Below are 13,077 nucleotides of genomic sequence, written 5' to 3'. Positions count from 1 at the left end.
ATTTTAGTATTATGGGGAGTACAGAATTTAATAATATATCATTTGATTTACCAAAAAATCAATCGAACGTGATAAAAGTAATCGGAGTAGGTGGTGGAGGAAGTAATGCCGTAAATCACATGTATTTGCAAGGAATCAAAGGTGTAGACTTTGTAGTTTGTAATACAGATGCACAAGCCTTACAAAATAGTCCAGTACCTCACAAAATTCAGTTAGGAGTTTCTTTAACTGAAGGGTTAGGAGCAGGAGCAAATCCAGAAGTTGGAGAGCAATCTGCGATGGAGAGTATTGAAGAGATAAAATCAATGCTAAGTACAAAAGCAAAAATGGTATTTATTACCGTTGGAATGGGTGGTGGAACCGGAACAGGAGCTGCGCCTATTATTGCTAAAATGGCAAAAGAATTAGATCTTCTAACTATTGGTATTGTTACAATTCCATTTTCTTTTGAAGGGAAAATGAGAAATGAACAAGCAAAAGTAGGTATAGAAACTTTAAGAAGTTTTGTGGATTCATTAGTTGTTATAAATAATAATAAACTAAGAGAAGTTTACGGAAACTTAGGGTTTAAAGCAGGGTTCTCTAAAGCAGATGAGGTATTATCTACAGCTGCAAGAGGAATTGCGGAAGTAATTACACATCACTATACACAGAATATCGATTTAAAAGATGCGAAAACTGTATTATCTAATAGTGGTACTGCAATTATGGGATCTGCAACATCTTCAGGATCTGGTAGAGCTTCTGAGGCTATTAGTAAAGCTTTAGATTCACCATTATTGAATGATAACAAGATTACAGGAGCGAAAAATGTATTATTATTGATTGTTTCTGGAGCTAATGAAATTACAATTGATGAAATTGGAGAAATCAATGACTTCATTCAGTCGGAAGCACAAACTAACGTAAATATTATTATGGGAGTTGGTGATGATGAAGCCCTAGGAGAAGCAATTTCTGTTACTGTAATTGCTACAGGTTTTAATCTTGATCAACAAGATGGAATCTCTAACAAGGAGACTAAAAAGATTATTCATAGTTTAGATTCTGATCAAGAAACAACAGTAGATGTTGTAGCTGAAGAAAAGCCTAAAACTATTGAGTTACCTGAAATTCACTTAAAAATAGATGATAAAAAGGAAGAAAAAGAAGAGGTTGTAGTAAATGAACCTACAAATCCTACTTCAGAATCTTCAGTAAATTCTATTCATGATTTAGATGTGTCTTTTGAGGAAATCAGAGTACACGAAATTGAAGATACTTCTTTCGATATTCAAAAAGAAATAGAGAAAAAAGAAATTCAAGAACAAACAAACATGGATAAGCAACAAACTTCTTTTAGTTTTGAAATGCAAAATTCAGAGATTAAAATAGAAGAAGAACCTGTTGTAAATACGATGAAAGAAGTTGAGGTTGAAGAACCAAAACCTATTCAGAATACAACAGTTGCTGAAGAAAAAATATATTATAGTTTAGATGATGATAATGAAACTGTAAAAGATTCGAAAAATTTACAAAACAAAAATGATTTATTTGTTACGGAAGATGATTTGAATTTTAATATCAGAACAGAATCGGAACCTGATCAAAGAGATGATAGTAGAGAAATTTCTCCTTTAGATCTAACAATTTCTGAATTACAGAAAAAAGCTAGAGAAAGAAGAGAGAAAATGAAAGAATTCAATTATAAGTTTGTAAACAAGGTAAATCAAAATATTGATGATATCGAGAAAGAGCCTGCTTATAAGAGAATGGGAGTAGAGTTGAATCAAAATACATCATCGTCTCAAACTAATCAATCTAGAACATCTTTAGAAACAGATGATAAAGATGATTTAAAATTTAGATCAAATAATTCTTTTTTACATGATAATGTAGATTAGGAAAAATTTCCCCAGAGTTTAGATTATTATAGAGCTCGAAATTCTTGAGGTAAAATTTAAGAATTTCGAGTTCCTTTTTTTTATATTCGTACCATAAAATTAAAATTATGAGCTTACAGAAACAAATCATGACGAGCATGAAAGAAGCAATGAAATCGAAAGACACTATTGCTTTAGAAGCTTTAAGAGCTATCAAATCAGAGTTATTATTAGCACAAACAAAATCAGGAGCTGCTGAAGGATTATCAGAAGACGAAGAAATCAAGTTGTTACAAAAATTAGTGAAGCAACGTAAAGATAGTGCTGCTCTTTATACGAAAGAAGGACGTGAAGATTTAGCTGAACCTGAAATTGCTCAAGCAGAAGTAATCTCTAAATTCTTACCAGAGCAATTAAGCGCTGAAGAATTAGAGCAATTTATCGAAGGAATTATTGCTGAGACTGGAGCTTCTTCAATGGCTGATATGGGGAAAGTAATGGGAATTGCTTCTTCTAAATTAGCTGGAAAAGCAGATGGAAAGTCTATTTCAACTGTTGTAAAAGCAAAGTTGTCTAAATAAAACATTAAAGCTCTTTTTTAAGAGCTTTTTTTGGCCGTGTAGTTCAACTGGATAGAATATCGGATTTCGGCTCCGAGGGTTGAGGGTTCGAATCCTTCCGCGGTCATTTTCTTCTTGATTCGTTTGAAACGATTTTTTTGGCTTAGGGATTGCAGCGGCATCCTTTTTTGCTTTTCTTCATTCAGCTGCTTTAGCAAAAAAGATATAGTGGAAAGCCCGACCTTTTTCTGAGTTTTTAGAAACGAAGAAAAATGGGAAGCTCCCAGAAAAATTACAAAAATTTGCTTGATTATATTTTAATTGAATTTATCAAAATCTATTAAAATTCCTTCTTTAATCCATTTCGCCATCGCTTCACGATTTTCTGGATTGATGATTCGTTTTCGATCTCTTGCATTTCTAATATTTCCAAGTTCGATATACACCATCGAAGGATATGTATTGTTGACCATGTATAGATTTCGTGTGCTAACAGTTCCTTCGTAACTTCTTTTTGGTTGGTGTTTTTTGTAGTTTTTCTTGAAAGTATTTCGAAGTGTGGTAGCAAGAGATTTTCCGGTTTTACTTCCTTTGTAATGATAGAAAAATACATCAATATTCTGATTTTTACTTCTACTATCTACGTGAAGAACGATTAATCTTTGGTATTTTGGTTTGTTCTTTTTATAAAGTTTATTGACTGCATTTGCTCTTTGTTTCAATCTTTTTCCGTGGTGAAGTGGAATTTTTAGATTTGGGTGTACCACTTCATCTTTGTCAAGGCTTAGAAGAGTTTTATCACGAATTCCGTCATTTTTGTCTTTTACAATCAAATAAACTGTTGCTCCATGCTGGATTAATTGACGTGCTAAACGAAGCGTCACATCATAAGCGTATTCGTCTTCACTGATAAGTTTTCCGTTGATTTTATCAATAGCTCCAGGGTCTGGGCCACCATGACCAGAAACCAAATAATACACAGCTCCTTCTAATTTATTATCGACAAGTTCTACATCTTTGTGTTTTTTACCAAAGATTTCATAAGTCATTATTGTTTTTTTCTTATTGGTTTTCTTTGGCTTTTTGGTATTTTTTGTTGTTGTTTTTTTAGAAGATTTATCAATAGGAAGTTTATATTTTCTTCCTGCAAAAAGTTGATTTTTCTTCCCGATACTTTTTTTATTTAGTTTGATAAAAGCATTGTAATATTTTGAAGGATTTAGTCCATGTTTTCTTAATAAAGAATAAATTCCATCTCCCTTTCTTGCTGTGACAATTAAATTTTTTGTTTGACTTTGAACAGAAAATGTTAAAAGTAACAGAATTATTAGAATACTTTTTTGGACTAAATTTTTCATAAGTTTTATGCTGTAAATTTTACTATATAAATTACAAAATTTTGTGTGAACACAAGTAAATATAAGGGGGAAATGACTTACAGAATTTGAAAGCCAAGAGAAAAACAAATATACATTATTTTAATTCATAGCTATAAATATTCTGCCATTTACTCTAAGAAAATGTTAATTTTTAGTTAAACACTCATAATTAATAGTAATACTATTATATTTGCACTCAAAACAATTAAGAATAAAAATGCATAGTAAGAAGAAAATCATCGATTTATTTTTGAAAATATTGGTTCTGCCAATGTTTTTCTATGTGTTTTTTATGCAGCCTATTCATGTAATAATTGAAGAGAATAAAGAGCATACAGAGCTTTTAGAAACTTCGGAAGATATGGAAGAAGAACTGAAAGAAATCTATAAATATGATCTTTTTTATGAAGTGGAAGCTGTTAATATTTTTACGAATTCTTACTCAAGAAAAATTGAAAAAAGTTTAAAATCAAGGTTTAAACATCTTTTTTTAGAAATATTTATACCTCCTCCGGAATTATAATCCTTTAAAATAATCGTAAATTTATGTACACTGCTTGAATTTGTTTCGAACGGAGTACATAGAGTCCTATCATAATTTTAATGTGAATAATTCAATTAACAAAGCTCTTTGTAAATAGAGGCGGAATAATGGAAAAACAAATCAGAACTTCATGGAGGCGTTTGGTGAAAATGCTTTCGTTGGATAAACGAGATATAAAACAAATATGTTATTATGCTGTTTTTATTGGAATCGTGTCGTTGACCATTCCTTTAGGAATTCAGGCAATTATTAATTTACTTCAAACAGGGCAAGTATCTTCTTCTTGGGTGGTGCTTGTATTTGTGGTGACTTTGGGAGTAGCTTTTCAAGGTGGACTTCAGGTAATGCAAATTCGAATTTTGGAAAATATTCAACAAAAAATATTTACCAGAACTTCTTTTGAATTTTCATACAGATTACCAAAAATTAAACTAGATGCTTTTAAAAATAAGCATGCGACAGAATATGCAAATTACTTTTTTGATGTAGTTGGTATTCAGAAAGGATTATCGAAGATATTGATTGATTTTCCGGCTGCTTTATTACAGATCGTTTTTGGTTTACTTTTACTTTCATTTTATAATGCATTCTTTATTTTTTACGGATTACTTTTCGTTATCATTTTATACTTTTTGTTTAAATATTCTGTAGAAAAAGGGTTGAAATCTAGTATTGAAGAATCGAATACAAAATATAAAAATGCTTACTGGATTCAGCAGGTTGCACTTGGAGTAAAGACTTTTAAGAATAAACCTTGTGAGGATTTTATTTTAAACCAAAATAATAAACTTACAGATAAATATTTGCAATCTAGAGAAGGACATTTTAGAATGTTGCTTTTTCAATTCAAAAAAATGATTGCTTTTAAAGTGTTTATCACTATTGGATTATTATTAATTGGAGGGATTTTAGTTTTAAATCAAAAGTTGAATATTGGACAATTTGTTGCCTCGGAAATTATCATTCTGATGATTATTAATTCTGTTGAAAAATTAGTGACAGGATTAGAGTCTTTCTATGATGTTTTGACTTCTTTAGAAAAAATCGCTTATGTGGTAGATAAAGATTTGGAAGAAAAAATGGATGGTAAATTATTGCCATTTAAAGCAAAAGAAAATAAGATTGAGCTAAAAGGAATCAAAGCTTTTGAAAATAAAAAGATGATTTTTGAGCAAGGAAAAACATATATCGTTCATGATAATTTTGGAAAGAAAGAAACACAATTATTTGATATTTTAAGTGGTATTTCTACCAAAAATCAAGAATCATTGATAGTGAATGAAAATAGATTTTCACATGTAGATCATGATGAATATTTACAAAATGTAGGAATTGTTTTAGCTAAAGAAGAACCTTTTAAAGGATCTATTTTAGAAAATATAGCTCTTGGGAAATCAGATGTTTCAAGAGAAGATGTGTTGTTATTGTTGGAAAAATTACAATTGAAAAAGTTTATTCAGACTTTAAAAAATGGAATTGACACCATCATTCAACCTTATGGATCGAATTTGCCAGATACTGTAGTTAAGAAAATATTATTAGCTAGAGAGATTTTTAGAAAACCAAAAGTTTTAATGTTAGAACATGTTTTTTCTCAAATGTCTAAAAAAGAATCGGAAGAGATTATTTCTTTTTTACAACACAATGAGGAATGGATTTTAATTATAGCCACAAACCATGATTTTACTTCGAAAGATTTTTCTGTAATCAATTTTAATAAAGAAAATTATTTAGAAAAATAAGTGAGTTAATGGCTGTTTTGATAATGTTTTAAAGAGAAAAAATCATGCTAAATATATCTAAAAATAAAAGTATAAGTAAAGAAGTAGATTTAAATAAATACTCTTCTTTTCAAAGATTAAAAAGGAAAAAAGATTACAATATTTTCAATAAGTTTTTATTGGCTTTCTTTTTACTAATCATCATCATCATGTTTTTGCCATGGACGCAGAATGTGAAAGGAAAAGGATTTGTAACGGCACTTTCTCCTGATCAAAGACCACAAACGATTCAATCTCCAATTCCTGGAAGAATCGAGAAATGGTATGTGAAAGAAGGAGATTTCGTGAAGAAAGGAGATACGATACTTTATATCTCAGAAATTAAAAATGAGTATCAAGATCCGAATTTATTAGAAAGAACAAGAGAACAAAGAGATGCTAAAAAAGCTTCTACAGTTTCGTATAAAGAGAAACAAAAAGCTTTGGAGCAACAAATAATAGCGCTGCAACAAGAGCAAAAAAATAAAATTTCTCAAGCAAAGAATAAACAGATTCAGTTGGATTTGAAATATGAGAATGATAGTATTTATTTGGTTGCTTTAGAAAACAATGTTCAGATTGCGAAAATTCAATATGATCGTGCGAAAACATTGCAGGAAGAAGGTCTGAAAGCTGTAAAAGATGTAGAAGAGAAGAAAATCAAATGGCAAGATTCGAAAGCGAAATATATTGCGCAGCAAAATAAATTAAACATCACGCAAAATGATATCCGAAATGCGGAGTTGGAAGTTTTCAAGATCAATGCGACGTATTTGGATAAATTGTCAAAGTTGAGAGGAGAAATTCATAGTGTAGAATCTGTAATTCAGGATACAAAAGCACAAGTTTCTAAGCTGGAGAATCAAGCGAATAATTATGAGATTCGTAGAAGTCAACATTATATTACAGCGCCTCAAGATGGAATTGTGAATAGAGCAATTCGTGTCGGAATTGGTGAAGCTTTCAAAGAAGGAGAGCAGTTAGTGAGTATTTTGCCAGTGAATTATGATATTGCTGTAGAAACGTTTGTTTCTCCAATTGATTTGCCTTTGATTCACGAAGGAGGAGATGTTCGAATTCAATTCGAAGGTTGGCCAGTTTTATTTTTTAGTGGTTGGCCAAATACTTCTTATGGAACTTTCGCTGGAAAGGTAGTAACGATTGAGTCTTTTATGAGTGAAAATGGGAAATTCAGAGTGTTGGTAATTCCTGATGAAACAGAAAAAGAATGGCCAAAGAATATTAAGATTGGAACAGGAGCAAATACTGTTTCACTTCTTAATGATGTGCCGATTTGGTATGAATTATGGCGTCAGTTGAACGGATTCCCAGCAGATTATTATACACCAAAAGCGAGTAAAGGTAAATCATCTAAAAAAGAGAAGAAATGAGAAAATTAATGTTTTTACTTTTCTGTTTTGTTTTTCAATGGTCTTTTTCTCAAGAGCAAAAAGCAGATACTCTTTCTTATGATGTTTTTATTTCTTTGGTGAAAAAGCACCATCCGATTGCTAAGCAAGCAGATTTGAAAATATTGGATGCAGAGGCAAAACTTTTAAAATCTAGAGGTTTGTTTGATCCTAAAATTGAATCGAACTTTTCTCAAAAAGAATTTAAAGACACGAAATATTATAAAGAATTTTCGTCTACTTTTAAAATTCCACTTTGGTATGGTGTGGATATTAAAGCAACTTATGAAGATAACGACGGAAAGTATTTAGACCCGAGTTTAACTGTGCCAGATAATGGTTTGTATAATGTTGGAATTTCATTGCCAATTGCACAAGATTTTATCTTTAATAAAAGAGATATTGGAGTTAAAAAAGCAAAAGAATATGGAAATTTAGCCAAAGAAGAAAAACGTAAATTGATATTAGATTTAATTTATGATGCAAGTTTAGCATATTTCTATTGGTACAAATCGGAATTAGATGTTCAAGTTTTTGAAAATTCTTTGACGAATGCTAGAACTAGATTTGAAGCAACGAAGAAAAGTTTTATTCAAGGAGAAAAGGCTGCAATTGATACTTTAGAAGCTAAAATAATTTTGGATAGCAGAAGACTTGGTTTGGAAAATGCACAAATGATGCGAGAAAAAGCCAAGTTGAATGTAAGTAATTATTTATGGTTAAAAGATGTTCCAGTTGAAATTCAGAATAAAGTAACACCAACTGAAGTAAATGAAAATAGACTTACAGAATTGGCACAATCTGTTTTTACAAATGATCAATTAGTGGAAAATCATCCGAAAATTAAAATGTTGCAATCAAAGTTAGATATTTCAAAGTTAGATGTGAAATTGAAGAAAAATGCTTTGTTGCCAAAAATTAATTTAGAGTATAATTTTTTAAGTCCAAATCTGAATTCTGTACAATCTTTGGATATTGATAATTATAAGTTTAAAGTGAAATTTAGCTTACCAATATTTTTAAGAAAAGAAAGAGGAGATTTACGTTTGACAAAAAATAAGATTCGAGATTTAGAATATCAAACGAAACAGCAAACATTAGAAATTCAGAATAAAATAAAAGCTTATCAGATAGAGTATAATTCCATCGTGAAACAAAAAGAATTGGCGATTGTGAATACAAAGAATTATGGAAAACTAGTGAAAGCTGAAGAACGAAAATTCTTTTTGGGGGAAAGCGCACTTTTTACCATTAATTATCGAGAGCAAAAATGGATTGAAGCACAATTGAAAAATAATGATTTGTTATTTAAATTGGTGAAAACAAAAATAAGTTTGATACAAAATTCAGGAATCGAATTATAAGAAAAAATAAAAGAGGCTTTTTAGGGCCTCTTTTTTTATAATAAAAAACTTATATGTTGAAAAATTGCGTTCATATTTTATAATTCAATCGAAACGGAACCAAGAATAGAGCTTGTATTTACTTTTAGTTTCGTTAAATCAACTTGCTCGTATTGTGGATAAAAATCGTAGTAAGTATCATACTGCACATTTTGGTAAGATAAATCAATTTTTACTCTTCCAAAATTATACCCTAAACCAAATGCAATTCGATTGATGTTTTCAGAGCTTTTAGAATTTTTATAAGGACTTTGTTCATAATTATATCCTCCTCTTAAACTTAAATTTTTTAATCTCCACTCTGTACCAATTCTTAATTGAGAAACTCCATTTAAATTTTGACTAAAAAATCGATTTTCGTTATTGAAATCATTGTAAGGATTATCGTATTCAATATTACTATAGTTTTGGTAAGTATAATCTACACTAATCAATCCTTTTTTACCGAAAATATAAGCAAAACTCGCTGTTGTTTTAGAAGGTGTTCTTAAATCATAATCAAAGAAATTTGGATCAAAATTATCTACATAAGTTGTTTCATCAATACTAAAAAATCTTCTTTCAGACTTTACATAAGCTTCTGAAACACTATACCATGTAGGTGTTTGGTATGATAAACCTAAACGTACACTTTGAATTGGCTTATAAATCAAACCAAAATTAAGAGCAATACCATTAGATCTAACTTCTAAATATTCGTCCAGAGTAGCATCTAATTCGTTTCCTTGATTATCGTCATTATATTCTTTTAAAATTACGTTTTGATTCAAATCATTTGAAAAAGAAATAATAGATCCACCAATCTGGAATTGGTCATTTACATCTGCAGCGATAAAAAATTCGTATCTATTCTTTTGTCCTTCATAAACATTTAAAAATCGTTGTCCAGTTGTGTATAAATAAGGCTCAGATTCTCCATCAGGACTTTTTGTAAAAGTAGGGAAATTACTATTTCCTTCAGCTCTCCAGTCATTGTCATAATCTGTAGAAAGCGTATAATTGAAACCAAAAGCTACTTTAGACCAAGTTGAAGAATTATATTCATTCACAAAAACAACACCTATTTGTTGAATATTAAAATAATCGTCATTTGAATTTGTTGGTGTTCCATAGTAGTTTGATTTAAACTCTGTAGATCTATACCCTAGAGTTCCCGTAAATTGAGAATCCATAAAAACTGCCGCACCAGCTGGATTTACTGAAATTGCAGAAAGATCTCCTCCTAATGCACCAAAAGCTCCTCCCATACTCACAAATCTAGAAGTACCATTTAAATCTTCAGAAGTAAATTTTGTTCCAAGATCAGTATAACTAGAAATCTGTGCTTTAGCATGAAAACTTGCCGCTAATAATAATGTTAAGGCTAATATTTTTTTCATTCGTTTAAAGTTTAGTTTAATAAATTAGTTCTTTTTTGAAATTAGATTCTAAAATTATCTTCTAGAACCCCCTCTACTTGAAGAACCACCTCTAGAAGAACCTCCTCTGTGCGTTGCACTGTTATTTCTGTTATAGCTTCGACTACTACTTTGTGATTTATATTGGTAATTATTACTTCTTTTTGATGAAGAGCTTCTGTTGTTATTGTATTTATAGTTATTTCTGTTCTTGTTGTAATATTTATCGTTAGATCTTGGATTTTTATATTTAGAAGAAGATCTTGTAGATTGATTACTTCTTCTACTAGAATTATATTTTTTATCCGAAGAATAAGATCTTGTGTTTGATCTCTTATTATAATTTACAGAAGAAGATCTTCTACTATCATATTTTGAATAATAGTTAGGATTTCTTGAGTAAGGTCTTTTGTTAGAATAATATCCAGGACGCTTACCGTAAGTACTACTGTAATATGGTGAATTATAATAATGATTGTGGTGATGATAGTAAGGAGAATAATATGGTCTGTAAGGTCTTCCCCAATAACTGTATGGATAAAAACCTCCATAATAGTAAGGAGAGTAATACCAATTAGGATAAAAACCGAAACCTATACCGAAAGTTCCAAAGTTATTCCAGTATAAATAATCATAAGAAGGAGAAGTGTAAATATTTACACTCACATCGTTTGTATATCCCCAAGGAGCATTCGATCCAACATCATTAGGTTGATATTCATAAACGGAATTTGGTGTTTCTTCATCTTCTGTTTCACTGTCAGGGCTATTATAAGCATCAATGTCAGTAAAAATTTGATTAGTATACTCGTTTTGTTGTTGAACCTCTTTTAATTTGTGTGAAAAGTAGTTTTGTGAATTATTTCCTTCTGTTTTAGCGTTAGTATTTTGTTCTGTGTCTGGTGTGTCATCTAAATAAGTATAGTTGTCTTGACTATCGTTTTGTGAGTAATCACCAGTGTCAGCCGTGTACCTTTTTTTAGGTGAAGCATAAATTCCATCATTGTCTGCATAGTCTGCATTATTATAACTTCCACATGAAGATACGAAAATGGCGAGGGTAGTTAAAACTCCAAAATGGAGCCTACGTTTTTTTATAAAATCTGAAGCTTTCATAATCCTTATAAGTTTTTATTGTTGAAGAAATCAAAATTAACTAATTTTGTCCAAAATATTATTGATATTGTGTTAAAAAGCCACAATATCTATGCCAAATAAAGTAGGGAATGAGTAAGAAACTAATTAAAAGAGAAGACGATTATTCTAAGTGGTACAACGACTTAGTAGTAAAAGCAGACTTAGCAGAAAACTCAGGAGTAAGAGGTTGTATGGTGATCAAACCATATGGTTTTGCTATCTGGGAAAAAATGCAAGCAGAATTAGATAGAATGTTCAAAGAAACAGGACATGAGAATGCATATTTTCCGCTTTTCGTACCCAAAAGTTTATTCGAAGCAGAAGAGAAAAATGCAGAAGGATTTGCTAAAGAGTGTGCAGTAGTAACACACTATAGATTACAAAACGATCCTGATAACAAAGGAAAGTTAAGAGTAGATCCAGAAGCAAAGTTGGAAGAAGAATTAGTAGTACGTCCTACTTCGGAAGCAATTATTTGGAATACATACAAAGGTTGGATTCAATCTTATAGAGATTTACCAATCTTAGTAAATCAATGGGCAAATGTTGTTCGTTGGGAGATGCGTACAAGATTATTCTTACGTACAGCAGAGTTCTTATGGCAAGAAGGACACACAGCTCATGCTACAAAACAAGAAGCAATTGCAGAATCAGAGCAAATGCAGAGAGTTTATGCAGATTTCGCTGAAAACTTTATGGCAATGCCAGTTATTAAAGGAGTAAAATCAGAAAGTGAAAGATTTGCAGGAGCTGATGAAACTTATACTATCGAAGCATTAATGCAAGATGGAAAAGCACTTCAGGCTGGAACTTCTCATTTCTTAGGGCAAAATTTTGCAAAAGCTTTTGATGTGAAGTTTACTTCAAGAGAAGGAAAGCAAGAGCTTGTTTGGGCAACATCTTGGGGAGTTTCTACACGTTTAATCGGAGGGTTAATCATGACGCACTCGGATGATAATGGATTAGTACTTCCTCCAAAATTAGCTCCAATTCAAGTTGTAATTGTTCCTATTCATAAGACAGAAGAGCAATTAGACATGATTTCTGAAAAGGCAAATGAAATTATCTCTGGATTAAAAGCTAAAGGAATTTCAGTGAAGTTTGATCACAGAACAACACACAAACCAGGATGGAAATTTGCTGAATGGGAATTAAAAGGTGTGCCTGTGAGAATTGCAATGGGACCAAGAGATATGGAAAATGGTACTTTGGAGCTTGCAAGAAGAGATACTTTAGAAAAACAAAGTTTACCACAAGAGGGAGTTGTAGAGCATATCGAAAAACTTTTAGAAGAAATTCAAGAAAGTCTTTTCTCAAAAGCGCATAACTACAGAAATGAGCACATTACAGAAGTAAATTCTTTTGAAGAGTTTAAAGATGTAATTGAAAATAAAGGAGGATTTGTTTCAGCACATTGGGATGGAACAATTGAGACAGAAGACAAAATTCAGGAGCTTACAAAAGCAACAATTAGATGTATTCCTTTGGATGCCAAAGAAGAAGAAGGAGTTTGTGTGTTCTCAGGAAAACCTTCAACGAAGAGAGTCTTGTTTGCAAAAGCATATTAACATCGAAAAAAAACTAAAAAAAGTTTTAAAAATTCTTGTAGAAATAAAAAAAAGATTT

General features: G+C 30.8%; 10 protein-coding genes and 1 tRNA gene. 8 read left to right on the top strand and 3 right to left on the bottom strand.

The features are described 5' to 3' along the window. Nucleotides 1-8 precede the first annotated feature (8 nt). From ftsZ to I0K12_RS02560, 3 genes are all read left to right on the top strand, one after another. Nucleotides 9-1,883 (top strand): cell division protein FtsZ, encoded by a 1,875-nt coding sequence (ftsZ, locus tag I0K12_RS02570; protein WP_410548813.1) that lies wholly within the window; start codon nucleotides 9-11, stop codon nucleotides 1,881-1,883. 107 nt (nucleotides 1,884-1,990) lie between these two features. Beyond that, nucleotides 1,991-2,443 carry a GatB/YqeY domain-containing protein gene (locus I0K12_RS02565; RefSeq protein WP_196885329.1) on the top strand — a complete coding sequence of 151 codons (453 nt, stop codon included), beginning with the start codon at nucleotides 1,991-1,993 and terminating at the stop codon, nucleotides 2,441-2,443. 32 nt (nucleotides 2,444-2,475) lie between these two features. Beyond that, nucleotides 2,476-2,549: transfer RNA gene (locus I0K12_RS02560), tRNA-Arg, on the top strand. Nucleotides 2,550-2,739: 190 nt separating this feature from the next. Here I0K12_RS02560 and I0K12_RS02555 read toward each other — a convergent pair. Then, nucleotides 2,740-3,780 carry an N-acetylmuramoyl-L-alanine amidase gene (locus I0K12_RS02555; RefSeq protein ID WP_196885328.1) on the bottom strand — a complete coding sequence of 347 codons (1,041 nt, stop codon included), beginning with the start codon at nucleotides 3,778-3,780 and terminating at the stop codon, nucleotides 2,740-2,742. Between the two features lie 238 nt (nucleotides 3,781-4,018). On the opposite strand from I0K12_RS02555, the gene I0K12_RS02550 reads away from it, so the two are divergent. The 4 genes from I0K12_RS02550 (at nucleotide 4,019) to I0K12_RS02535 (ending at nucleotide 8,878) form a co-directional block, all read left to right on the top strand. Further along, nucleotides 4,019-4,324 carry a hypothetical protein gene (locus I0K12_RS02550; RefSeq protein WP_196885327.1) on the top strand — a complete coding sequence of 102 codons (306 nt, stop codon included), beginning with the start codon at nucleotides 4,019-4,021 and terminating at the stop codon, nucleotides 4,322-4,324. 128 nt (nucleotides 4,325-4,452) lie between these two features. Further along, a complete protein-coding gene (locus I0K12_RS02545; RefSeq protein WP_196885326.1) occupies nucleotides 4,453-6,087 on the top strand; it encodes an ABC transporter transmembrane domain-containing protein in 1,635 nt (544 codons plus the stop codon). 44 nt (nucleotides 6,088-6,131) lie between these two features. After that, nucleotides 6,132-7,496 carry an HlyD family secretion protein gene (locus I0K12_RS02540; protein WP_196885325.1) on the top strand — a complete coding sequence of 455 codons (1,365 nt, stop codon included), beginning with the start codon at nucleotides 6,132-6,134 and terminating at the stop codon, nucleotides 7,494-7,496. Further along, entirely contained in the window at nucleotides 7,493-8,878 is a 1,386-nt protein-coding gene (locus I0K12_RS02535; RefSeq protein WP_196885324.1) for a TolC family protein, read from the top strand. Before I0K12_RS02540 ends, I0K12_RS02535 begins: the two co-directional genes overlap by 4 nt. Before the next feature lie 77 nt (nucleotides 8,879-8,955). Here the strand turns inward: I0K12_RS02535 and I0K12_RS02530 are convergent, their stop codons facing one another. Together I0K12_RS02530 and I0K12_RS02525 are read right to left on the bottom strand one after the other, a co-directional pair. Next, nucleotides 8,956-10,296, bottom strand: a complete 1,341-nt coding sequence (locus I0K12_RS02530; RefSeq protein WP_196885323.1) for an OmpP1/FadL family transporter — start codon at nucleotides 10,294-10,296, stop codon at nucleotides 8,956-8,958. Nucleotides 10,297-10,350: 54 nt separating this feature from the next. Beyond that, on the bottom strand, nucleotides 10,351-11,430 hold the full coding sequence (locus I0K12_RS02525) for a hypothetical protein (protein ID WP_196885322.1): 1,080 nt from the start codon (nucleotides 11,428-11,430) through the stop codon (nucleotides 10,351-10,353). A 110-nt stretch (nucleotides 11,431-11,540) separates the two neighbouring features. On the opposite strand from I0K12_RS02525, the gene proS reads away from it, so the two are divergent. After that, the gene (gene proS / locus I0K12_RS02520; protein ID WP_196885321.1) at nucleotides 11,541-13,019 is read left to right on the top strand and encodes a proline--tRNA ligase; all 1,479 of its coding nucleotides are present in this window, start codon (nucleotides 11,541-11,543) and stop codon (nucleotides 13,017-13,019) included. The last annotated feature ends 58 nt before the right edge of the window (nucleotides 13,020-13,077 follow it).

This window comes from Aureivirga sp. CE67 (assembly GCF_015767245.1).
In the GTDB taxonomy this organism is placed as follows: Bacteria; Bacteroidota; Bacteroidia; order Flavobacteriales; family Flavobacteriaceae; genus Aureivirga.
This window is presented reverse-complemented; position numbering and strand designations above follow the sequence as displayed.